Source organism: Vibrio sp. 10N.261.52.C11 (genome assembly GCF_041471405.1).
GTDB classification, from domain to species: Bacteria; Pseudomonadota; Gammaproteobacteria; order Enterobacterales; family Vibrionaceae; genus Vibrio; species Vibrio crassostreae_C.
Genome location: NZ_JBFROI010000046.1, coordinates 20896 through 42880, shown reverse-complemented (window position 1 = coordinate 42880; position 21985 = coordinate 20896). Strand labels below are relative to the sequence as shown.

The following is a 21985-nucleotide window of genomic DNA, read 5'->3' as shown; positions in this document are numbered from 1 at the left end:
AATTAATAATTAATAATTAATATTTAGAGAAAAGCGTTAGTTCTCGCGTACACTTATTCACAGAACTCCAAGTGTGACTCCCCAAAACACAAACTTCACCAAAAAACCTAATCTTAAAATTTGATGTACTTATGTTATTCCGACAGATATTTTAATCACCATTCCCAAAAATCCACTTCATATCTAAACCGTTCAACCTCCTTCTCGGTCAGTTCCGGTATTACTTTGATAGGTCTTCCTCTGCGTTTAGGGGGAGATTTCGTCGGCTTAGGTTTGGAGGCTCTCACTTTTCGAGTTTTAGGGTTATTCACAAGCTGGCCTGATAATATTCCACTAATAACTTCCCCTATCGCCTCAGCAGATTGCGATACTTGCACATCATCCACGTGAGCATAACGAAGCGTGGATGAAATACGCGTGTGACCCAACAGTTTCGACACCATCGGAATAGGGAACCCCTCTAACACCGCATAACTGGCAAAGGTATGACGCAAATCGTGAATGCGAACATCCTCGATATGGGCTAAGGCTCGCACCTGTTGCCAGACCATACTAACCTTAGTCGACCGACTCACAAAACGACGCAAAGGCATAAACACATCATCGTGTGATTCGCTACGCTGTGTCCATGCTTGCTTTGGTATGTCTGAAAGGAGTTTCTGCGCTTCCTTGCCCACATACACCACCTTCGCACCCGTTTTGCTGTCCGGCAAGTGCCACTCCCTGCCTTTAACAAAAGACCATTGTAGGCCTGTTACCTCTGAAATTCGACACCCCGTTAACAGCACCAGTTTTAGCACCTGACAACAGCACGCTTCCAGATTACCTTGCTGGCTGACCACAGTTAATGCCTTATCCAATCGCGCTAACTCATCCAAACTCAAAAAACGATTGAGCTTTTTTTTTGCGACTTTGCTTGAGACCCTCACAAGGGTTTTCCATGCAATAACCTTGCTTCACCGCATATTTGAAGATAGAACGAAGCACATCAAGATTACGGTTGGCAGCCCCTGCGTAATTCTGGCTGAGTTCATCAAACCAACGATGCACATGAAACGAATCAATACGGCTGACAGGAAAACGTCCAAACTCGGGCAACAAATGCCTTCTTAAGGCGCTCGACGCTGTCCCTTGTGTACTCAGTTTCCATCCCTTGCAGACCTTATCCGTCCATTCTTCTTTCACCAAAGCATCAAAGCGAATTAACCGTATCGGTTTCGTCTCTTTTTCTAAAAAAGAAGACTGTAAAGCTTGCACGTGTTGTCTGGCTTGTTTTAGGGTGAATTGTCCCACGGCCGCTAACGTCTTATTGGGAATGGGTAGATAAGTCACATAGAAACGGCGATCATCGGCATAGACTCTAACCCCTAACGCGGGAATTTTGGTATCCCACACCGTATACGTTCGAGTTTTTGAATGAAGAGATTGAATCACTTTAGAAGTGAATAACAGTGACTTCATGAGCGCATCCCCTTAACGAGTACACCCGACACATGAGAGGCCGCCTGACACACGTCCTCACGTCCCAAATGCGCATACTTTAGCGTCGTTTCCGCTTCAGCATGCCCCAAAAGACGACTCAGCACGATCACGTTCACCTTCGACTGAATGGCAATACTGGCGTAGGGTGTGGTCAAAAATTGAAAATACAGGGGCATTTTTGGAACACTTTCCAATTAGTCTTTGTTTTCACTAAGAGGCTAAATTATCGATGAAAAACGCCCCTATTGGAAGGGGTTGGGGTGTAGATTTGACCACACTGTTTTTACATTAACGCCAAGTTACTCTTATACAGGGGCACTTTCACCCCAAAAATACAGGCTAGAAATGAAAAAATTCTAGAACGCACCATCGCATCAAACCAATCAAATATCCTTTTATATACTGGAGGCATTTCGTGAACAGTATCTAATCCTGATTTTCATTATAAACCCTTAACGAATATAAATTAAATGTAAATAATTAGCTCTTAGCCTTTGTGTTAACTTATAAAATAATAAGTAACTATCTACTTACTCTGGCAATAAGTAACAAAACAATAAGGGAATTCTTCATGGAAAGACAAATAAAACTATTTTCACTGAAGAGAAAAGGAGCAGCAGTCCCTAAAGTAAACATAATTAGTATCAAATCAACTTTCTCATGAAGACGAAGCTTCTGGGTTTAAAGATACTTAATTTCAATTAATTTTGGTCGTTAAAATTATGGTTTTTCTTATAAAAAAGAGTGCGTTGCTATGAAAAATGAAAAGTCAGTGAAAACAATTCAAAAAAAATCGAAGTTTAGAGACTATTTACGCTATCTGCGGATTAAATTTAAAAGGTATAATTTTAAAAGTGGAAAAAATAAAAATGCATCTCTCGATGTGAGACACCTTTCTGACCATTTAAAAAAAGACATTGGTATATATGATAAAGACCACTAACATCATTAATATCTCTTCGTACTCTTGTCTTACTCGTTGTGTCACAAAGTTTAGTTGCACTACATGCGCACTGATTTTTAGAGGCAATTAGGCTGCTGTCTGCAAAATGTCTCCCAAAAAGATAATCCTTCAGGATTATATGAGCTGTCCATTTTAATTATCGACCATAGTTCCACTCCTACAAGGGTGGAACTAGCTTCCTCATCAGGTTTCCATTCCGGGCACTGATACATCTTACCTTGCCAGTGACTTTGCTCAACGATTAGACAATGGTCAATATTGTGTAGAGACAGATAGAAAAGGAGTACTTCTTTGATTTCATCATCAATGCTACAGGAATACAACGTTCACTCGATAGAAGCAATCCGGTACTTGATAGCCTGCTAAGTCAGAAACTGGTGATATTCAAATGGGCTTGTATGCTCTTGGGCGGATAACTTGTGGTGATTTTTACATAGTCAATAACATAGATATGATTAATAACCAAATCTCCACTTTATTGTCATCCTTCAAGCTAAAAAAAGGGGAAACCAAAACATGTATCTAGCCTCATTCATAGCTTTGGTTGGCTCGCTCTTATTTACATATTTCGAGATACCACTAGGTGTAATGTTCGGTGCCCTGATTGCTCTTTTGTTAACGGTAAAAACAGGGTTTACTCTAGCTCTTCCCAAAAGCACATTGACCGGAGTACAGTTAATCCTTGGTGCCACAGTGGGCTCAATCGTCCCTATGCAGACTCTTTCCAAGGGTTATCCGATATTACTTTTTGTGGGACTCGTCCTTTGTATGTCCGCACAAGTTCTCACCTCGTATCTCTGGCTTTCTAAGCGAGAGAAATGGTCAAAATATGAAAGCCTACTTGGGGCGGTCCCGGGAGCGATGGCCTCGGTTCTTGTCATTAATGAAAATCACAATTCACCTTCTAGTAAAGTGATTTTCACTCACACAGTTCGACTCATTTTCTTAATCATAGCTTCCGCTCTTCTTGTCTCAGCGGACAATTCACCAGTTCCTGGGCCGGCTATTTCCTTAGACAACCTTTGGATACTTCTCCCACTTTTCCTCGCCTACTTTTCAGGTTTGCTTCTCGATAAAATTGGTACTCCAGCACCGTATATGGTGACTGGGATGTTAGCAACTATGTTTGTGAACTCTGAGTTACCGTCATACAACTTTCTTGTCCCGACAGAGCTTGTTTTTATTGCAACATCCGCTCTAGGGGCATTAATTGGGATTCGTCTAAAAGATATAACCGTTGTAGATATCTTCTCTTATGCGCGAGCTGGGATTATTGCTACAACGTTAAGTCTTACAGTCACAGTTGTTTTTGCATATATATTCAGCAAGCTAATTGATAAGGAGTTCATCGTACTCTTGATGTCGTGGGTTCCGGGCAGTGTGGAGTCTATGACTGTCGCTGCCATTTATCTTGGACTAGAGCCTGCATTAATAATGCTTAGTCATATCATTCGCATGATAATGCTTCATTCTATCCCTCTCGGCTTCAATATTTATAAGTATTTACGGAGACAATTATGAAATGGGACATTGGTGTTGGCTTGGTTTCATTAAAAAACCTCAGTTAAGACTGGTTTTTTGCTTTTTCCATTCCTAATAAGCTCTTTTCACTTAAATGCATTTAATTTACCTATTGAAAGAAATTCAACTGGAACTTCCGTTCTTCAACGGTATCCAGTCTGTACTTTGTAGTATTGAAGAGCGGAGTTACGCTGCTTCTATCTAAAAACATCAGAAACAATAAAGCTTGAGAAGTACAATATCCTCTCATCATTTTTTGCTTTGAACACATTATTCATCATCGGTAAATCTATCTAATTTCTATTTAGACCGTCAACCTCCTTCGGTAATCACACCACTCCCAAAAAGTGAACACTAAGGCGATCTTTTCCCAGAGCACACCCAGAGCACAGTCCCAATGCATGGCGGCATAACACGTCTCTGGACAATTCCGTGTTATATGTATTGTTAAATTAGCATTTAACGGATTACTTTAGGTACAGCAAAACCCCTAATAGTGGTCAAATTCACTTAGCCACTACAGAACAAAAAATATATTGATACAGTGCATTTACTAGGGGAGCATTCAACAACCTCTGCTCTAACGATGAAGAGGTGGACACTTCACTGCAAAGTTTTCGCATACTCGCGCATAACTCTGGCATTGTCCGCGTACTCTTCATTACCACATGGTTCACCGTTGTTGCTGCTCAGAGGGCTTGAATAAGCAGGGACAACCTTTTCAGAATAACTCATGACTGTCCCGTAGTTAGAACAATGAAAAGCTCCAGAATAAGGTTTTACTTTACTTCTATTTGCAGCAAAGACCTGTTCCATGATCCAAAAGTCTCCACTTTCAGAGTTAGGCCGTTCATGCATTGCCCACCCTAAATGTCCTAGCTCATGTTCTAGCACGGTAATCGGGAAGTCCTCCGCAAGCAGTACAAAGCTGTCGTTCAAGTTAACCATTGTCATCCCATTAATCTCCTCTTCGATGACCAATGGATGATTATCACTTAAAACCAAAACATACTGCTCTTTTGGAGCGTCTAAAAACGAGTTTACCTTCGAAGAACTGATTGCTTGTTTTAGGTCTGAATGCACAGAGGAGATAGACATACTGTCATGAGATATTGATACAGAATGGCTATCCTTGAACACACGAGTTATAGGGATGCATGAGTTAGACAGTATCGTATTAGACATCTTTACCGCTTCTTGCAATCTGCCTTTTAACTCTTCCTTGTTACCAATCTGATTATCAATATAAAAGGTGACATTGGAATTAACGCTTCTTTCTTCTTCGCACTCCGGGAAAGTAAAATTTGGTTTCGTATTTCTTTGGCTGTGCATAATTATAATTACGATCACAATAGAAGCGAGAGTTAAATTTCTTTTAGTCTTTTTCATGAATCCCTCGGTCACTATTGAGCGTTAAGTCATTAAATGTTTTAAAAAGAATAAACCCGATACTAACAATAGGAAATAATTACCACCACTAATTATTTATCGGTCACTACGGTGATATAGGCGACCTTAATGATTAAATTATGTAATTAGCTTTTTTTGCTTCTTGCATGGCCAATGCAATTTTATTAGCCCCTGATTCAGCTATGTCTTTTAATTCCTTAGTGGTCTTTAATATTAGCTCGGACTTATCCATTATGTTCCCTCTATCTTTGAATTTTCGAAAGAAGCGTTAAATAAAGTAAAACGATCTAAGGAGAATAAACTAAAAATATCAACTATATTAATAATTAATTAATAATTAATTAATATCAAATCTTTACATACAGTAGCATTGCAGGCTATGGAAATTATCAGGCCTATACTAAGTATGAATAGTTATAATGACCCTTGAGATAAAATACGCTGGCATAATGAAGAACACTTCTCCATTGATGACGAAGTTGAATTTCATTTGGTTTCTTGGGGGAGTCCAAAAAACATTATTGAGTTTGGGGTATATCACGGGGCGAGTCTCGTTTTACTCGATAAGATTTACACCCCTGACTCCATCATAGGCATAGACGAACGCCAAGAGCATCCAGCCTTAAGTCAATACCGAAAGGGGTCTTCAGCACACTCTGTAATAGAGCCTTATTGTGGAGTAAAGCAAGAGCATACAGACAAGGTCATTCAAATATTAGAATCACACTTCCCCACAAAAAATGTAGATCTAATTATTGATGATTACAACCATTTATATGAACCAACAAAATCCGCTTTCTTGACATCATTCCCTTATCTAAAGTCAGGTGGGATATACGTCATAAAAGATTGGGGGTGGGCGCACTGGCCGGGCGAGTTTCAAAATAAAGAGTTACTTCCTGGAACTCCTTTAAGTAAGTTTATTTTCGAATTACTCATGCTTCAAAGCGTCATTCCAAATTTCATAGCTAAAATTGAAACTGATTATAATCACGTTGCTATTACTAAAGGAGAAGAGAGTAGCCCCAATAACCGAAAACTATTTGAACTCATAAAACGCAAGACCTCGATTCACATTGAGAAACAATGATAAGTTCCTACACTATATTAGCTCTAGCTATGACTTTAAGTTCATTAGACAAATGGATTTCACGAGTCTTTCTTAAGAAAAATCCTTTATGTAATGAATATTTAATAGCCTATCAAATTACATGCAGTTTACTGGCTGCTCTGTTTGTTATCTTCGAAATCGAACAAATCCCTACAAAATTCGACAATACAAGTGAACTTTGGGAGCTGTTGCTTTTAAGTATATTCAGTGTTTTCTCATGGCTTGGGTTTGCGTACTCAACCTTTAGGGCTCGTGCTTCAATTGAATTAGGCTCTGTCTCGATAATCTCTAAAACAAAGATCATTTGGAGTGCTCTGTTCGGGGTTAGCTTTTTAAATGAGACACTGACTTTCCTTCAAATGACTGGCGTTATACTGATACTTGTCGCTTCACTGCTCATCAGCACAAGTAACAACATGAATCTTCTTTTTTCAAACAATCTACACGCGTGGCTCGCGCCAATCTTTCTCACTCTAGCCATTGGTTTTGATAAAGTACTTACGTTGTACTTACCTACTAGCGTTATCCTTTTTATCGGTTTTTCTGGAACCGCTTTTTTGACGCCTCTACTATTTAAAGTTCATTATAGGTTAATCAAAAAAGTTCTATTTAACGCCGTAATAACAGCCACTTGCGGAACAGCAAGCTACTATTTTCTCTTAAAAGTGCTTAACACTAGCGCTTTTAGTTTAGTCATGGTTTTATTCCAAGGAGCCTTCATCCTCGATATTCTTTTTGGTTACTTCTTTTTAAAAGAGCGCACGAACCTTAAAACGAAAATAGTCTCTTGTTTACTCGCTACCCTTGGTATTTTGACTTTGGCTTCATAACGTACACTTATTTACAGAACTCCAAGTGTGACTCCCCAAAACACAAACTTCACCAAAAAACCTAATCTTAAAATTTGATGATTTTAAAACATCCCCGAGCGATACATGTTAGTCAATTAACCATTGTTGTTACAGCGTTTATAGCATATAAATCTCGCTGTAGAAAAAGGCCTAATTGAGAGGGGCTTTCTACTACAAACCTAATCGATTAATAGAGTTTTGTTAGAAAGCCTACTTAATGTTAGGCGTGGCTAACTATTGTTGCACTCTGCTCTCATTTTACACTCCCCCGTCAACCTCCCTTGGGAATCACATTAAATAATCTAAATTGATGCGTGAGCAGAAATTAAGCTAGCGCAGAATCCCTATCGTGATACTGATTTAACTCATTTGGTGTTAGGATAATAAAATGAAAAAGACCACGCCAACCCCACATGATGCCCTCTTTAAGCAGTTTCTCACTCATCCAGAAACCGCTAAGGACTTATTGGATATTCACCTGCCTGCTGAGCTGCGTGAAATCTGTGATTTGACGACCCTAAAACTCGAATCAGGCAGCTTTATTGAAGAAAGTTTACGGCCTTACTATTCGGATGTCCTTTATTCTCTTACAACGTCTCAGGGGGAAGGTTACGTCTACGCGTTAATCGAGCACCAGAGTCGACCAGATAAACACATGGCATTCAGACTAATGCGTTACGCTATCGCCGCCATGCAGCAACATATTGAAGCTGGCCATGAGCGTTTACCTCTGGTGATCCCGTTGCAGTTTTACCATGGTAAGGTCTCACCCTACCCGTATGAGATGAATTGGTTAAAAGGGTTCGTTAACCCTCTTATAGCTAAAGCGCTCTATACTCAAGATTTTCCATTAGTCGATGTCACGGTCATCTCCGATGATGAGATAATGCAGCATCGCCGCATCGCATTGCTTGAGCTTGTCCAAAAGCACGCAAGGCATCGGGATATCATGGATTTCTTTGAGCCTCTGGTCACATTGCTCTTAACCGATTACACTACAGATAAGCAAGTACAGTCATTGATGAGCTACTTACTCCAAGTGGGTGAAACGAACAACCTAGAGGCGTTAATTACGTCACTAGCCTCATCAGTACCGAAACACGAGGACACACTTATGACTATTGCAGAACAATTGCGCCAACAAGGCGAGCAACGTGGCCGCCAAGAAGGACGCCAAGAAGGACGCCAAGAAGGACGCCAAGAAGCCCTCAAGGAGATGGCGCGCAAGATGATGCTTAATGGTCTAGATCAGGAAGCCATTATGGATGTCACAGGATTGAATAAAGACGAACTAGCACAACTTTCTCATTAGCCGAGAAAGTATAAAGCCTTGCTAGTTTAAGGGCGAGGCTCCTGCTTTACGAAGACAACCCTCACGAATAGCGCTATCACTTCGCTTTCTGCTATAAAATTGCTCGATTCCGGACCAACTTGATGTGAGACATGCCTAGCTCTCGTTACGCTCAACTCTCATTCTTTTGACGACACGAACGACCGTTCGTGGTGACACTCCCACAAACTTAGCTGTTTCATTGATGCTCATCTCCTTAAGAACTCGAAGTTTGTAGATTTGTTCGTGCAACTCTAAATCGGGCCTTCTTCCTCGATACTTGCCCATTGTCTTAGCTTTATCTATGCCTTCCTTTTGGCGTCGACGTCGATCTTCGTAATCTTTACGAGAAATCGCCGCGAGCATATCCATCATCATGTTATTGATCGCTTTAATCATCGAATTCGTGAACTCATCGGATATTTCAGGAGCCATGGCGATGTGACTAGTTGGTAAATCCAAGCTAATGACTTTCAATTCCTTCTCGTACAGCATTTCTTTCAATTTAGACCAACTAGATTCATTTAGACGAGAGAGTCGATCAATCTGCTCAATCATGATCAAATCCCCTTTTTTAGCATCACTTAATAATTGCAGTAATTTAGGTCTTTGCAACGAAGCGCCAGATTCTTGCTCAACATACCAAGCAGCAATACGAAGTCCTTTTTGTTCAACAAATTCTGATAAGGTCTTTTTTGCTCTTTCTGCATCTTGTTCGATAGTTGATGCTCTTAAGTATCCAAATATGTACATAATTTTGATTAAGTGACTTTTAGGTTATGATCTAAATAGGTATGTCATTTATATTATGACATTTAATGGTTAGGTGCAATTTTCAACTAGTGACAATAAGGTATACCCAAACAACATACCCTCCTTCTCAAATTTAAAGTTTAATCATTGCTACAAGGAATAATAAAAATATGAAATGAGAAATCAAAGACTCAGCCAAATCCAAAAAGAGATATTAAGTTGTTTGGCAAAGGGATTCGTGAAGGGAGTCAAAGAAGGTAAGTCTACGGTGGTCAACCATGCTATTAACCAACTTCTTAGGAGAGAGGTCCCTCCAAACAACTTCCGCGTATCTTGTGAAATTATTGAGGAGCGAGGGCTAATCAGGCGCAAGAAAGTAAATTTAGATTGGTATATTAACATTACGCCCGAAGTATTTGATAAAGCACTTTAAGGGCTAGGGTTTATAAATAGAGGTGTATATAGAGTCATTTACACCACAATTTCCGCCTCCGCTGAAATATGAAGAAGCGCATCTTGCTGTATTACAATGGAATCAGGGGGCGATTACGAGCCGAGGAATGCATGTCGACCGATTTCCTAACAAGCCGCTTTACCAAAGTAGTCAATAGCCTACGGAGCAAGATATCAAGCACACAATCAACAAAGAGTTAGGGTTCAGTCGGACAACTGTGTAATCAATTATTAGTAAGCTTAATTACAAGCCTGTGCTTTAGATTTAAGCCAAAATACTAAAATCACCAAGTACACAATCATGTTGATCAGTAATGCTGCCTGTTAAAGTCGTTTCGCAGTATGAAAATTTAATATTCATATCATCCACGTTTCCGCTCACTAACACGTGGCGCCTTAAAACATCACCATTAAGTTGGTGAATAATCCCACCCCAAGAGAGGTTATCTTTAAATAAATTAAATGTGATCTTCATACTATTCCTATTTATTATTTATCGTTTTTTTCTTTTGTTGTTGAAACCAAAAAAGTTTACGGCCTGTTGTTCGAGACATGGTTGATCCTTATTTATTTTCGTTAGATATAACGAAGCTAGCAGTCTTTTAGAGATACTACTATTGAGATATATTAATAATTTTATTTATAAAAACGAAGTAAATAAGAAACGTAACGACAAATACAAAAAGTATTGGGAGAATATTGGATATTTTCGTGGGGAGTTATAAATAAGTACTCTAAGATGGGGGGAAGTGACGCAAGCGGTATCTCCGCTCGCGCCTACTTAAAATCTTATGCAGCTACAACGTTTGCAGCTTGAAGACCTTTTTGGCCTTGCTCTACTTCGAAAGACACTTGTTGGCCTTCTTTAAGAGTCTTGAAACCTTCAGATGCGATAGCACGGAAGTGAACGAATACGTCAGCACCGCCGTTGTCTTGAGTTAGAAAACCAAAACCTTTCTCTTCGTTAAACCATTTTACTACGCCATTTGTTTTGTTAGACATATTGTGTCCCTTATATAAGATAAAAATTAATCGCAAAATGCGATGCGCTGAGAGCTGGAATTATTTAATGTATCTATGAAGCTAAGGGAAACACTGAGGAAAACAACAATAACGAGGAATTCTGAGGGTTTTACTTTTACAACTTGATGTTTCATTTAATAACTCTGAACAACAGAGCGATGACATTATTATCCATTATCTCGTTTTTGTAAAGGTTTAATTTGAAGTTAACATATATCTTCCTGCTGCCCTGCAAAATACGATTTTTTACAAATTCACCTACACTTTTATCCCGAGACCTTATAAACAGTCGTCCGACTACACCCTAACTCTTTACTGAGCTCAGTTTATTCATGCCTTGGTTTGCAATCTCTTGAATGAGTTGGTGAGCGTCTTAGAGGTGCCTCCCTTCTGAGCGCGCGCTCTTGCCCACATCACTGTTAATATCCAAATCGCCCAAGTAATGAAAGACCAAACCGGCTTTCTTTCTCGCTAGCTGCTCAGCAATTTGCAAAGCATCAATGGTATTACGATCAAAATACGGTCGACTTTAGTAACGTGAATAACATCCCCTTCCCTCGCAAAGTCCAGCAACAGGTTAAGCAGTTCTCTCTCTGGGGATTCCCCCCCCCTCGCTTGCTCTTGGTGAATTTTTCATAACCTATAGCTTTAACCTGTTCAAGTTGAACGTCGAGCGTTTGGTCTTGAATACTGACACGGACATAGCCAATTTTCATGAAATGAACCCTAAAGTGAACATTAAGATAGTTTTAATTAAGTGTACATATACATTTAAAAGACTAACTGGACAGTTCTGAGAGGGGTAACAAGTCGTATCCACTAAATTACACCTTTATGGACACGCCATTGGATTAACCGTATAACTAAAATCATACAAATCAGTTAAAGCGTTCGATTCGTTTATAATGAACGAAAAGGAGAATATTATGCAATCACTTACTGCTAATACAGCTAAAACTAAATTTGGCGATTTACTAATGAAGGCTCAACGTGAACCCGTACAAATCAATAAGAACGGTTCACCGGTTGCGGTGATGATGTCTTGTGAAGAATATGAGCAACTTGAAGCCCTGAAATTGATGGTGGTGAAATCGCGCTTCGAACAAGCAGAGGCCGATGTTCTATCAGATAACCTAGTCGACGGTGACGATTTCATGAATGCACTTGACCAAGGTAAATTTGATTAATGACGCAATATAAGCTTTCTTATGCAGCGCAGTCTGATCTCATTGATATTCGTCGCTATACATTAGAGCGATGGGGGCAAACACAATGGACCACTTACTTTTCAGAACTAAAGTAATCAATGGAATTACTGACTAGCAATAAGTTGATCGGCATAGAAGTTTCAGAGTTGGGCCAAGACTACTTCCGCTTTCCTTTGAAGCACCATGTGATTTACTACATTCGAAAACAAGAGCTCCTCATTATTGCAGCCGTTTTTGGTAAGCACATGTCTCCCGCCAAGCACTTTTCACAACTCTCTTAACCCTTAGCTTCATATAGTCACGCAGCGTACTCGGCGCTTCACCCTCTCGGCTTGGCCCTTCAGTCTTCCGAGAATCATTCCGTTTTTCTTTCTGGCGGCGAGCGCTTCCTTCGTTCTCAGCGAGATCAACTCACGCTCGATTTCTGCCGCAATTCCTAGCACCTTAGCGGTGATATGAGATTGCCTCGAGCCATATAACTGTAAGTTTTCCTTTGCAATATAGACATTAATTTTCTTTTTCATGCACACTTCGAGTACCTCTAGTACTTGTAACGTTGAACGTGCAATTCGACTGACTTCAGCAAACACAATGCAATCTCCGCTCGTCATCCCCTCTACTAACACACCTAACTTAAGTGGTCGCCATTTTATCTTGCCTATCAAGCCAAAGTGGGCAGCCAAGCACACCGATTTTAAGCATCATCCCCAACGACTCGCCCCTCGAGTTAGAGTTACTCCTACCAGCCCGTTCTGCTGGTTTTGTTCAACAAGGTGATACCGAGCCTGGGTTGCTCATTGCGAATGCGACAGCGATCGGGTTGCAACCTTCAATGTTAAAAGTGTCATATGCCAGTGAGATAAGCACTTCTAATACTAATGAAGGCCCAGACAAGAAGAGTGTTACATTATCGCTTGAGCGTGAACTCCCCCTCGATGATAAAGAACCAATAACCGGACGCTCTCACTCGCTGCTGCTTCAAGCTCAGTTGCAATGCCGGCATCCACCTGTAGTAATCCGCTACAATAATGAAATAAACAACCAAACTGGGAGAATATTATGTTTCCATTTGAACTAAAAGTTAGCCATAGGACGGGACTCGGCAAAAGGCCAGACAGAAGTTTTTTACTTTTACCCAAATTTGGCAACAACCCCTATCCCCACCAACTTACCTCTAGATTTTTTGTAAAAAAGCACATTAGTTAAAAATTACTGTCATTCTAACTATCATAACCAAGACGGATTCCTACCATAAATGACGAGTTTATTCAGGTTACCAGCCGCGGTATTGAAGCTATTGGTCACCCTGGCTAATGCAGGGGCTTGAGGTCTGAACACTCTCCCTGAAGTTGCGGGTAGGTTGCGGACGTAGTTACCTGGCCAAGCAACCACTCTAGTATTTAGATGATTGGCTAAAGCCTGCCCTTGAGAAAACATGCTTCCTCCGGTCGCCCCGAAACAGGTTTGCAAATTAAACCTCTGAACGCTTCGCGCGCCCTCTGGTAGATACTCCGCAAGCCGTCCAGCTGTTTTAAAACCATCTGGCGTCATGGTTAACCCAATCCCCCCATGGCTGTAGACATAATCGTCGGCGCTCCTGTAGATAGCTGCTGTTCTTTGATAACCTGGTGAGCGCTGCCTTGTTATGGTCGTGAGATCTTCAAGAGGGGACCAATGTCTTAACTCAACCATCTCCATCGCTTGGCGTCGTGTAGCCATCAATGCTCTTCTGCTACGAGCCACCCCGATCCCTCTTCCTGCCCCAAACGTTACAAGGCCTATTACCGCCCCAATTCCCGCATTTAAAGCGGCATCTTTGGCACTTGAGCCAGTCGCCAATTCAAGACCAAAGCTAACTGCACTTGACACAGAAGCATCAGCAATCGCGAGGCCCACTTGTACACTGGTTTTTGCTCCCGTTGCTGCCGCGCCAAATCCTCCTGAGATAAAGCCAAGTGCGGCCCCAATCCCAACTTGTTCCCATTCAAAATGCGTATCCGTCACTATCGCCCGAATTCCTTCTGCAGTTGCGGAGATGCCCGCCCCTAGAATTGCCCCTACAATCGCCCCTATAATTAAACTGGATATCGCAAACTTTCCGCTGGGATCACGCAAATTCACAGGATCGCCAAAACAATAGCTATAGGAGTTACTCCCTCCCTCTCCAAAAGGACTCAACACATCTGCAGAATGGAAGCGAGTCAAACCTGAACTATAAATCCGAAAACCATTGCCTAAATGATATAGCCCTGAACCAATGTCGCTAATCTCACGTTCGCCATTAAAACCTAACCGACTCTGAGAAAATTTAACAGGCACAATTAACCCTGAAGATTCAAATTTTGATTTAAAGGCTTCGCCAGCTAAGAGAAATCTTGGAGTAAAGTAAATAAACGGGGATAAAGCAGCCAATGAGGTGGAATACTTGATAAAAGTTCTTTTTGATAGATCTATATATCTTTGATTAACACCGGATGAACCATAATTCTTATTCATGATAAACATTTCCTCTATAAATCACGCCTTCACCTCAACCTTGTCCATAGGGGGTGTACATTTTGTATTCTGTCGAAATAGTATCATCGCCATGGTGTGAGGTTAGAGTAGCGATAGCACTATGTTGGGCGTTTCCTAGTAAGTATTGATGTTCAGCAAGATGCACCGAGGTATCATAATTTGAAGGGCTGATATTAAACTTGAGGTACGAAGAAATAGTACGGTCCGTCCATAAACCACCCACGTTATGGTAACAAGTGTGCCATCCATCGTATAATTCGTTGACTATCTGGTCACCTTGATAATAAAGCTCCATCTTGGGTTCGTCTTGCCCAATTTGCGCCACTACACGCCCTTGAGCGTCGTATTCGAATTGATAAGACTTGTTGTTAATAGGCAGAGAAGTTGAATTCAATTGACCAAGAGCGTCATAATGATAAAGCGCCCCCCGCTCATCTTTAGTTATGTTTCCTGATGTGTCATAAGTTAAGTTAGCCGATTCAGAGTAGCTAATGTGGGTATTAGAGATTGACGTAAGACGCACCACGTCATCAGTATCATAAGTATATGTACAAATATTGTCGGTACCGTCTGAAAAAAACGTGATAAGTTTGGTTATATTGCCGTACAAGTCATAACTATATTGCTGTCGAATGATTTTGTTGCCAAATGTATCTTTGGGGTGTTCAAAGCCATCACACTGATAATCAACTAGTCGATGGAAATCATCGTATGACATTTTTTCAACCGTTGTTTTGTTGTCTCTTTCGAGTGTCTTTAGGCTGATTTGAAGTTCATCGTTATAAACTTGTTGCAAAGAAAACTGTAATTGAGAGTTTAGATGAACACTTCTTTTCGTTTCTAGTCCGACATCGTTTAATTCTAGTTTAATTTGAAGGTGATCATTTCCCCTATAAGTATCACATCCGACCAAGCGACTATAGTGATCATAATTTAAAGTGCTGAATGTATGGACACTCTCATTATTCGAATCTTGCTTAATATATTCGATATAAAACATTCTTCCGTAGCGGTCATAGCTGTATCTAACGACGTTACCAAAATAATCGTGCTTAAAATCCAGCCTGCCTGAAAGGTGATATTGTTCAAAGCTAAAAAGTCTAACAGACGTATTGGGGAAAAACGCCATCTCCTCTCTCGTCATCCCATCTTTAAAGTACACATAAGCACTGATGAGATTTTTATTCTCTGCACGTACTAGATGACCAGATTTTGCGTCGTAGTGATAGGTGACATTCAACGCTTCGTTGCCTGAAACATTATAGGCCGTGGCTTTCTTCAAATACTTATTGTACGTTATCTCGAGTTCATTACCATCCGCCATAACAACCCTCGTGGGAATTGGAGAAGCCCCGCTAAAAGACTGTTTTTCAGTTCCAGAACTCGACACTTCAGATACCATGCGAGATAGCCCGTCATACACCCTAATCCCAATGGTTTTATTATTAACACTGGTTTCAACAGGCAAAAGATCATGGCTGTAACGGACGTATTTTTTTGATATTTCAAGCGTTTCACCATCGTAGATTTGACGTGTTGAAACAACTCGGTCTGCGGTATCATAGGTGTATTCAACAGTATGACTTTTCTGGTCTGTGCTCGACACCAAGTTGCCTAAGGCATCATAAGTATTCTGGAAAAACGCTAACCGTTTCCCATGACTGTTGAGCAGCTCCTTTGTTAATAAGTTACCCATTAAATCAAAAGAACGAATTTCTGAAAGCAAACCTTGTATCGAATAGTTTATAGTCATCTTGACGGGGTTTTGCTTGATGACTTCTATCCTTCCCTCTGGGTGGGTGATTTTACTAAGGTTGCCTCTGGCATCGTATTCGTAGTTAGTTACCATTGAAGAACTGGTCGAAAAGTTATCAAATTCTTGCTGCTCAATCAATTGACCCAGGCTGTTATAGCTGAGTTCACTCAACACGATGAGTTGACCATTAAGATCACTTCGTTTTGTCTTAATGACCTTGCCTGCATTGTTGTAGTCTTCGACGCTTTGGATACCGGTAGGCTCTATGCTCTTCAATTGATTGAGCCCATCACCAACACGATAGACATACTTCACTACCGCTTCATAATCCGTCCCTTCCGCCTTTATCTCTCGAGTCCGCCTACCAAGAAGATCGTATCGACAACTTGAGATAACTCCTTCACTATCGACCCACTGAACGGCTTCACCACTCTTTAAATCATGCTTGACTTGGGTGGTAACGACTAAATTATCATGTGTTGTTAGTGCGCTTGTAATTTCAACATCTTGGTCGGTATAACGGTACGACAAGTCCTTTCGTGAAACAAAATCATTGATAAAAGTAGAGGTTTTTTGTAATTGACCATGAGTAAGCTCTTCAACATTGTTAAAGTAAACATAATCTACACGACTCAGAGAGCTCTCTTCATGTTTAAGGACGACAAAGTTGCCTCCTCCGATGCGGGGTAAGGATTGGTAGGTGAAGACACTTTTCCTCTCTTGTTCATGACTAGTAATAGAGGAAGCTGGCTGGAAAGTTTCTTCCTGCAGGAAGGCAACAAACCCATTAGGCTCTGGAGGGCATGCTTGACCCTCTCCTGAAGAGGTGTAATAGACTCGCTTCGTTTGATCACCATTTATCTCTCGAATTAAGGTTTGATTCCCATAATCATCGTACTGATACTTATGGACAAACGTTCTAGAATCAGAATCTTCATAGTGAGTTTCATGTTTTTCCTTCAGAAATGAGTAATTGGCTGGTTGATGCTCAATACTGGTATTTATCTCCGCGTAATAAACGTACTCTTCTTTTCTGTAAAGAACCTCATTGTGGCGATATTCTATAGATTTTTGTAAATGATATTTATTATAAGACCGTGTTATGGATTGCGTGCTATTTATTTTCTCGACACTACTATACTCATAGTCACTCCTAGATTTGAATAGAGTATCTTCTCCATTGACGAACGCGGCTTCACTAGCAAAACCGAGATAGTTTTTATCTGAATAAGTATAGTTTGTTACTCGGTCAGGTTGATTATTCCCAGCGACAAATCGATGCATAGTCACATAAGGGACTTTACTGACCGGCCCACCGCTCGGAAAGCTGTGCCCTTCATTTTGGTAAGTGAGGATTTCTTTCAGGCCACTGGGATGAGAAAAGACTGTCAGGAGATCATAGTTAATATTACTCAGGTATTCGTACTCAAAAGTGATATTCGACTCGTCATCAGGTAAATGAAGCGTTGTTAATCTTTTATAAATACCATTGCTTTCTTTATCAACAACCAGTGTTTGATAGGTTTCTCCACCTACAACCTGTGTGACCGTTGTTTTTAAGTCTTCAGACCAATAATCTATCCGTAATTCTCTTCCTGAGCCATCCGTTATTTTCCACAATTTGCTAGTTTGGTCACTCTCTCTATAGTGGAATGTTGTTTCCAAGCCTTGGATGGAGGTGATCTTTTTCAAGGCTCCCGTTTCATAGTCTATCGATTCTACAATCCCACTTTTATAGATAACATTAATTTCATTATTACTGAGAGAATAGAGTAACTTAATATCTTTAATTTTTCTGTATGGGAGTTTATATTCATTAGTCTGATGATTATAAATCGCTTTATAATTTTGTCCTGAGCTCAGGTAAATAATACTATCTTCTTTGTCAAAACGACTGAAAGAAAGAAGCCAGCCTCTCCCAAACCCTTCATCTCGAACACTTTCGGCACGATAGTTTAATACCAAGGAAATGGGAGAACCTACGGTTTTATGTGATATAAAATCAGCGAGCCTTATTGAACATATATAAGCCCCAGTCCTAGGATCGACACCTGAATTATTAATAATTGAGAAGTTATGTGCATTCGATAAAAAAGACATTTTATTAATCACCTATTAATTATGTTCACTATGTATTCTTCTTAAATAGTACCCTTCCTCGAAATAATCATTGTAGCTAGTTCTTGAAAAACTAAAGTATCCTCTATTGCCAAATTTATCTTCGAAATACACTATTTTTCCATCAGGACTAATACTTTGGTTCCAGTCATAGGGAGGAAATGCTTTAGAGATGTTAGCAGAGTTGCTGCTGTAAATACCGCGCCCAAATGAGCTGACGAATATAATGGCCTCATCTGTATTGAGATCGCCATAGACAACCCGGTCTTTCCAGCCAGTGTCATAGGTAGTTGAAAATGGTATGTTGATATGGCCAGCATCTGTATCATATATCCAGTATAAGGCGGAAGAGGACTGGCTGTTGCTATAAGTCCCCAGCAACCTATGGTGGTCATTATTAAATCTCAGCCCCCCTTCTTGCCAAACTTTCTGGAGCGTAAAATTGTTAGGCTTATACTTATTGAGATGAAGAATGGCCCCATCACTCCATCCGCTATTGCTTGTTTCGTAGGTAAAATCTGAACTGGTAAAGGTTCTTGGGGTCAACAATTCGACGATGGCAGAAGATTTGTTTGTGGTTCCATTACAAGTATTTTGGGTAAGAGATTCACCAGTGATATTATTGGTGGCCGTCGCTTGGACACACAGATGATAAACATCTGCACGGTTACCTGAAACAAACTTAGAAACACTCCTATAGCCTTCTCTTCGTCTGTTTCGGTTACTTCCATCCTCAAGCCTGATATCTAATACATACCCGCTGTGAGAATCTGAGACGGAGAGCGAGTCAATCGTTTCCGCCGTATAGAGTTTTTTGAGACTTGCATTGTCAAACGTGTAATTAGATTTCAACTGATAATAAATTTCAATTTCGGCCTGCATTCTATTATTGGCGTATATTTTAGAATTTGGCGATAAATTCACATAGGTGCCTTCAAGATAAAGCCTCGAAAAAGGTTCCTCTCTAGGTCCAGTGGAAGAGCAAAAAGCGCTATTAATATTAAATAAAAAAGCGAGTAAACATAGTTTTTTAAATGAATTTGTTTTTAGAAATTTCATATATTATATCCCATATTTGACCACAATGATAAAATATATATTTAATCATTATTTTTATAATAATTAATTTATAATTTATAATGAAAAATTTAGAAAAGCGCAGTAATAATGTATATACAGAAGAGAGTTTTAACGAATCCCGCCCTCTGGCCAACTTTGAGTTCAAATGGCAAAACTTCGCCCTAACCTCCTTCTTTGGTGTGTTCGCTGGTATGCCTCTACGACTTTGAGCTCTGCCAATCTAAGTTATACGTTGGCCGAACACGGCATCCTTGTTAATCGTTCTACGATTTACAGCTGATTGGGGTATTGAACACATTTCCCCGAAAAATTCATCCTCCATCTAATTAGTAGACGATTTGGGAATCTTGCATGCCAATAGCGGAACTGGTTACATCTCAACAGAAAAATGTCCTCAGCAGTACTCATGTTCTTTAGGTTTTAAGCTCGTTACTTGATGGATTAGAGGTTGATATCGAAAGGGAAGTCCCACAAGATCCGTTGAGAGCAGTGTTTTATTTTCTCATTAGTTGCTCCCGGCCAGCTTCCATGACAGTAACCATCAACGATCTCATATGTCGTTTTTTTCTTTTTCCTATTTTGCTCAGAACCCCAGCAGAACACATCACTTGATTTGGCATTCACACATGCTCAGATTGTTACGGTGTTCACCTTAACTTCGCCGATCCCGCCTAGAACCTCTCCCTTTAACGCCCTCCTTAATTCGTGAAAGGGCGACCTTAGCCTACGTCAGACGTGATAAACTTTATAGCTCTTAGTCTTCTACAACGGCAAAAGGCAAATCATACGCTCCTTTTTGCATAACTTTTCGGCATAATTAAACCTAATTCTAGGTCGGAAAACCCCAAGCGGGCTAATTGAACTGGCCCCAAGTTTAGAGAGAGCTTTACCTGCCCTGATTCGAAAAGAAGAAATCTGAGGGTTGGGTGGTAACACTCACTCGATTACGACTTATGTCTTCCTCTGGCATAGAACTAGCAGATTCTCCCACTAAGTATTAGGCTCGTCCCTCTGCCGTGTATTGGACTCGCCCCGAAGGAGCCTCTGTCGCGTTTCTACTTCGCTTTCTACTTCGGATTAAAGAAGTTATTAAAGCCTTGGTGAAGATTAAGCACAGATTGCTGGAAGGCGATTGAATCATATTACTTCAACCATTGGTATTTACGCGATTTCTTGGCAACTGCAAGTAGTGGCTTGATGTCCTTTTTAGGATTCAGCGTGACACCATGCTTGCGGTGCATATGAGACTTTAAATGTAGAGCTTTGTTATACGCTTTTTTGTTATACGCTTTATAGCTATAACAGTTTCAACCGACTCAAATCTGTGCGTACCAGCTGTAACGAAAAACTCTCTGGCTATATCTACTTCCTCGCCATTCAAAAGCCTGCAGGCTATGCCGATAGGCTTTGTTGCGTAATTCAATAGAACTAAATCAAGAACCTACGATCTGATCAGCTACCTCCACTCTCACTCGTAGCTCTATGCCTAAACCTCGTTACAAAACAACCAACTGGCAGCAATACAACCAATCACTCATTAACCGTGGCTCTCTGACCTTTTGGATTGATGAAGAGGCGATTAGCGGGTGGGCGCAAAGCAAACAGAATAAGCGCGGTAGGCCACGTCGATTCAGTGATTTAGCTATCACGACAGCACTCATGGTGAAACGCGTGTTTTCTATGCCACTGAGAGCGTTACAAGGATTTATCAACTCGATATTTAGACTGGCCCATGTTCCATTAAGCTGTCCGCATTACACCTGCATCAGTCGTAGAGCAAAGCAAGTTGAGGTCTCATTTAAGACAAAAACGAAAGGAGCGATACAGCACCTAGCCATTGATGCGACTGGCCTAAAGGTTTATGGCGAAGGTGAATGGAAAGTCAAAAAACACGGGACAGATGGCAAGCGTAGAGTCTGGCGAAAGCTTCATATTGCCGTCGATACAAGCACTCATGTAATTATTGCAGCCGAGCTAAGTTTATCGACGGTTAGAGATGGGGAAGTACTCTCGAACTTACTGAAACAAACACGCCGAAGTATCCTTGAGGTGTCTGGTGATGGTACTTACGACACGAGAGCATGTCACGCTGCTATTAAGATTAAGCGAGCCGTTGCGCTTATTCCCCCAAGAGAAGGGGCTGCCTTCTTGGAGCGTGGTCATCCTCGAAATCTCGCAGTGGGTTGCCAGAAGTTATACGGCTCAAATAAGTATTGGAAAGAGCGGTATGGATACCACAAACGTTCACTCTCAGAAACAGCGATGTATCGAGTTAAACAGTTGCTAGGAGGGCAACTGAGCTTAAGAAATTACAATTCACAGGTAGGTGAAACTTACGCGATGATAAAAGCGTTGAACAAGCTTACTGGGTTAGGTATGCCTGAAACTTGTCGTATTGACTAAAAAGT

17 protein-coding genes and 3 pseudogenes are annotated in these 21985 nt (G+C 40.6%); 9 read left to right on the top strand and 11 right to left on the bottom strand.

What is annotated here, in order from left to right:
* Window positions 1-155 precede the first annotated feature (155 nt).
* A complete protein-coding gene (locus AB4323_RS17665; RefSeq protein WP_241909576.1) occupies window positions 156-929 on the bottom strand; it encodes a site-specific integrase in 774 nt (257 codons plus the stop codon).
* Window positions 871-1461, bottom strand: a complete 591-nt coding sequence (locus AB4323_RS17660; protein WP_229648402.1) for a phage integrase central domain-containing protein — start codon at window positions 1459-1461, stop codon at window positions 871-873. Before AB4323_RS17660 ends, AB4323_RS17665 begins: the two co-directional genes overlap by 59 nt.
* Before the next feature lie 775 nt (window positions 1462-2236).
* On the opposite strand from AB4323_RS17660, the gene AB4323_RS17655 reads away from it, so the two are divergent.
* Both AB4323_RS17655 and AB4323_RS17650 read left to right on the top strand, forming a co-directional pair.
* Window positions 2237-2425, top strand: coding sequence for a hypothetical protein (locus AB4323_RS17655; RefSeq protein ID WP_017101218.1), 189 nt, complete (start codon window positions 2237-2239; stop codon window positions 2423-2425).
* 537 nt (window positions 2426-2962) lie between these two features.
* Window positions 2963-3967, top strand: coding sequence for an AbrB family transcriptional regulator (locus tag AB4323_RS17650; RefSeq protein ID WP_371997469.1), 1005 nt, complete (start codon window positions 2963-2965; stop codon window positions 3965-3967).
* Between the two features lie 603 nt (window positions 3968-4570).
* On the opposite strand, the gene AB4323_RS17645 is transcribed toward AB4323_RS17650, so the two are convergent.
* The gene (locus AB4323_RS17645; protein ID WP_102561499.1) at window positions 4571-5356 is read right to left on the bottom strand and encodes a hypothetical protein; all 786 of its coding nucleotides are present in this window, start codon (window positions 5354-5356) and stop codon (window positions 4571-4573) included.
* Window positions 5357-5867: 511 nt separating this feature from the next.
* Here AB4323_RS17645 and AB4323_RS17640 point away from each other — a divergent pair.
* From AB4323_RS17640 to AB4323_RS17630, 3 genes are all read left to right on the top strand, one after another.
* On the top strand, window positions 5868-6467 hold the full coding sequence (locus AB4323_RS17640; protein WP_371997471.1) for a class I SAM-dependent methyltransferase: 600 nt from the start codon (window positions 5868-5870) through the stop codon (window positions 6465-6467).
* Entirely contained in the window at window positions 6464-7318 is an 855-nt protein-coding gene (locus tag AB4323_RS17635) for an EamA family transporter (protein WP_016800581.1), read from the top strand. Before AB4323_RS17640 ends, AB4323_RS17635 begins: the two co-directional genes overlap by 4 nt.
* Before the next feature lie 409 nt (window positions 7319-7727).
* Entirely contained in the window at window positions 7728-8651 is a 924-nt protein-coding gene (locus AB4323_RS17630; RefSeq protein ID WP_102421439.1) for an Rpn family recombination-promoting nuclease/putative transposase, read from the top strand.
* A gap of 135 nt (window positions 8652-8786) precedes the next feature.
* On the opposite strand, the gene AB4323_RS17625 is transcribed toward AB4323_RS17630, so the two are convergent.
* Window positions 8787-9422, bottom strand: coding sequence for a recombinase family protein (locus AB4323_RS17625; protein WP_017103703.1), 636 nt, complete (start codon window positions 9420-9422; stop codon window positions 8787-8789).
* A 175-nt stretch (window positions 9423-9597) separates the two neighbouring features.
* On the opposite strand from AB4323_RS17625, the gene AB4323_RS17620 reads away from it, so the two are divergent.
* Window positions 9598-9855: a hypothetical protein gene (locus AB4323_RS17620; protein ID WP_016800084.1), complete on the top strand. Its 258-nt coding sequence runs from the start codon at window positions 9598-9600 to the stop codon at window positions 9853-9855.
* Between the two features lie 285 nt (window positions 9856-10140).
* Here AB4323_RS17620 and AB4323_RS17615 read toward each other — a convergent pair whose 3' ends face one another.
* From AB4323_RS17615 to AB4323_RS17605, 3 genes and pseudogenes are all read right to left on the bottom strand, one after another.
* The gene (locus AB4323_RS17615; protein ID WP_016800083.1) at window positions 10141-10350 is read right to left on the bottom strand and encodes a hypothetical protein; all 210 of its coding nucleotides are present in this window, start codon (window positions 10348-10350) and stop codon (window positions 10141-10143) included.
* 314 nt (window positions 10351-10664) lie between these two features.
* Window positions 10665-10877, bottom strand: a complete 213-nt coding sequence (locus AB4323_RS17610) for a cold-shock protein (protein WP_102258025.1) — start codon at window positions 10875-10877, stop codon at window positions 10665-10667.
* Between the two features lie 287 nt (window positions 10878-11164).
* Window positions 11165-11614, bottom strand: a pseudogene (locus AB4323_RS17605) (recombinase family protein).
* A gap of 210 nt (window positions 11615-11824) precedes the next feature.
* Here AB4323_RS17605 and AB4323_RS17600 point away from each other — a divergent pair.
* Both AB4323_RS17600 and AB4323_RS17595 read left to right on the top strand, forming a co-directional pair.
* Window positions 11825-12085, top strand: a complete 261-nt coding sequence (locus AB4323_RS17600; protein WP_069592240.1) for a type II toxin-antitoxin system Phd/YefM family antitoxin — start codon at window positions 11825-11827, stop codon at window positions 12083-12085.
* A pseudogene (locus AB4323_RS17595) lies at window positions 12085-12387 on the top strand (type II toxin-antitoxin system RelE/ParE family toxin). The gene AB4323_RS17600 and the pseudogene AB4323_RS17595 overlap by 1 nt, the downstream one beginning before the upstream one ends.
* A 36-nt stretch (window positions 12388-12423) precedes the next feature.
* Here the strand turns inward: AB4323_RS17595 and AB4323_RS17590 are convergent.
* The 4 genes and pseudogenes from AB4323_RS17590 to AB4323_RS17575 form a co-directional block, all read right to left on the bottom strand.
* Window positions 12424-12765: pseudogene (locus AB4323_RS17590) on the bottom strand (recombinase family protein); the annotation flags it as partial.
* Between the two features lie 568 nt (window positions 12766-13333).
* On the bottom strand, window positions 13334-14602 hold the full coding sequence (locus tag AB4323_RS17585) for an RHS repeat-associated core domain-containing protein (RefSeq protein ID WP_016800081.1): 1269 nt from the start codon (window positions 14600-14602) through the stop codon (window positions 13334-13336).
* A gap of 34 nt (window positions 14603-14636) precedes the next feature.
* On the bottom strand, window positions 14637-18479 hold the full coding sequence (locus AB4323_RS17580) for a hypothetical protein (protein ID WP_229648407.1): 3843 nt from the start codon (window positions 18477-18479) through the stop codon (window positions 14637-14639).
* Between the two features lie 15 nt (window positions 18480-18494).
* Window positions 18495-19556, bottom strand: a complete 1062-nt coding sequence (locus tag AB4323_RS17575; RefSeq protein ID WP_229648408.1) for a hypothetical protein — start codon at window positions 19554-19556, stop codon at window positions 18495-18497.
* Window positions 19557-21059: 1503 nt separating this feature from the next.
* On the opposite strand from AB4323_RS17575, the gene AB4323_RS17570 reads away from it, so the two are divergent.
* Complete coding sequence (locus AB4323_RS17570) at window positions 21060-21980, top strand: IS5 family transposase (RefSeq protein ID WP_372152992.1); 921 nt, start codon at window positions 21060-21062, stop codon at window positions 21978-21980.
* Window positions 21981-21985 lie beyond the last annotated feature (5 nt).

Excerpts from the sequence above, each read along its gene's own strand:
- AB4323_RS17660 (WP_229648402.1), bottom strand. The coding sequence starts at position 1,461 with ATGAAGTCACTGTTATTCACTTCTAAAGTGATTCAATCTCTTCATTCA.
- AB4323_RS17655 (WP_017101218.1), top strand. The coding sequence starts at position 2,237 with ATGAAAAATGAAAAGTCAGTGAAAACAATTCAAAAAAAATCGAAGTTT.
- AB4323_RS17650 (WP_371997469.1), top strand. The coding sequence starts at position 2,963 with ATGTATCTAGCCTCATTCATAGCTTTGGTTGGCTCGCTCTTATTTACA.
- AB4323_RS17645 (WP_102561499.1), bottom strand. The coding sequence starts at position 5,356 with ATGAAAAAGACTAAAAGAAATTTAACTCTCGCTTCTATTGTGATCGTA.
- AB4323_RS17635 (WP_016800581.1), top strand. The coding sequence starts at position 6,464 with ATGATAAGTTCCTACACTATATTAGCTCTAGCTATGACTTTAAGTTCA.
- AB4323_RS17630 (WP_102421439.1), top strand. The coding sequence starts at position 7,728 with ATGAAAAAGACCACGCCAACCCCACATGATGCCCTCTTTAAGCAGTTT.
- AB4323_RS17625 (WP_017103703.1), bottom strand. The coding sequence starts at position 9,422 with ATGTACATATTTGGATACTTAAGAGCATCAACTATCGAACAAGATGCA.
- AB4323_RS17620 (WP_016800084.1), top strand. The coding sequence starts at position 9,598 with ATGAGAAATCAAAGACTCAGCCAAATCCAAAAAGAGATATTAAGTTGT.
- AB4323_RS17615 (WP_016800083.1), bottom strand. The coding sequence starts at position 10,350 with ATGAAGATCACATTTAATTTATTTAAAGATAACCTCTCTTGGGGTGGG.
- AB4323_RS17610 (WP_102258025.1), bottom strand. The coding sequence starts at position 10,877 with ATGTCTAACAAAACAAATGGCGTAGTAAAATGGTTTAACGAAGAGAAA.
- AB4323_RS17600 (WP_069592240.1), top strand. The coding sequence starts at position 11,825 with ATGCAATCACTTACTGCTAATACAGCTAAAACTAAATTTGGCGATTTA.
- AB4323_RS17585 (WP_016800081.1), bottom strand. The coding sequence starts at position 14,602 with ATGAATAAGAATTATGGTTCATCCGGTGTTAATCAAAGATATATAGAT.
- AB4323_RS17580 (WP_229648407.1), bottom strand. The coding sequence starts at position 18,479 with ATGTCTTTTTTATCGAATGCACATAACTTCTCAATTATTAATAATTCA.
- AB4323_RS17575 (WP_229648408.1), bottom strand. The coding sequence starts at position 19,556 with ATGAAATTTCTAAAAACAAATTCATTTAAAAAACTATGTTTACTCGCT.
- AB4323_RS17570 (WP_372152992.1), top strand. The coding sequence starts at position 21,060 with ATGCCTAAACCTCGTTACAAAACAACCAACTGGCAGCAATACAACCAA.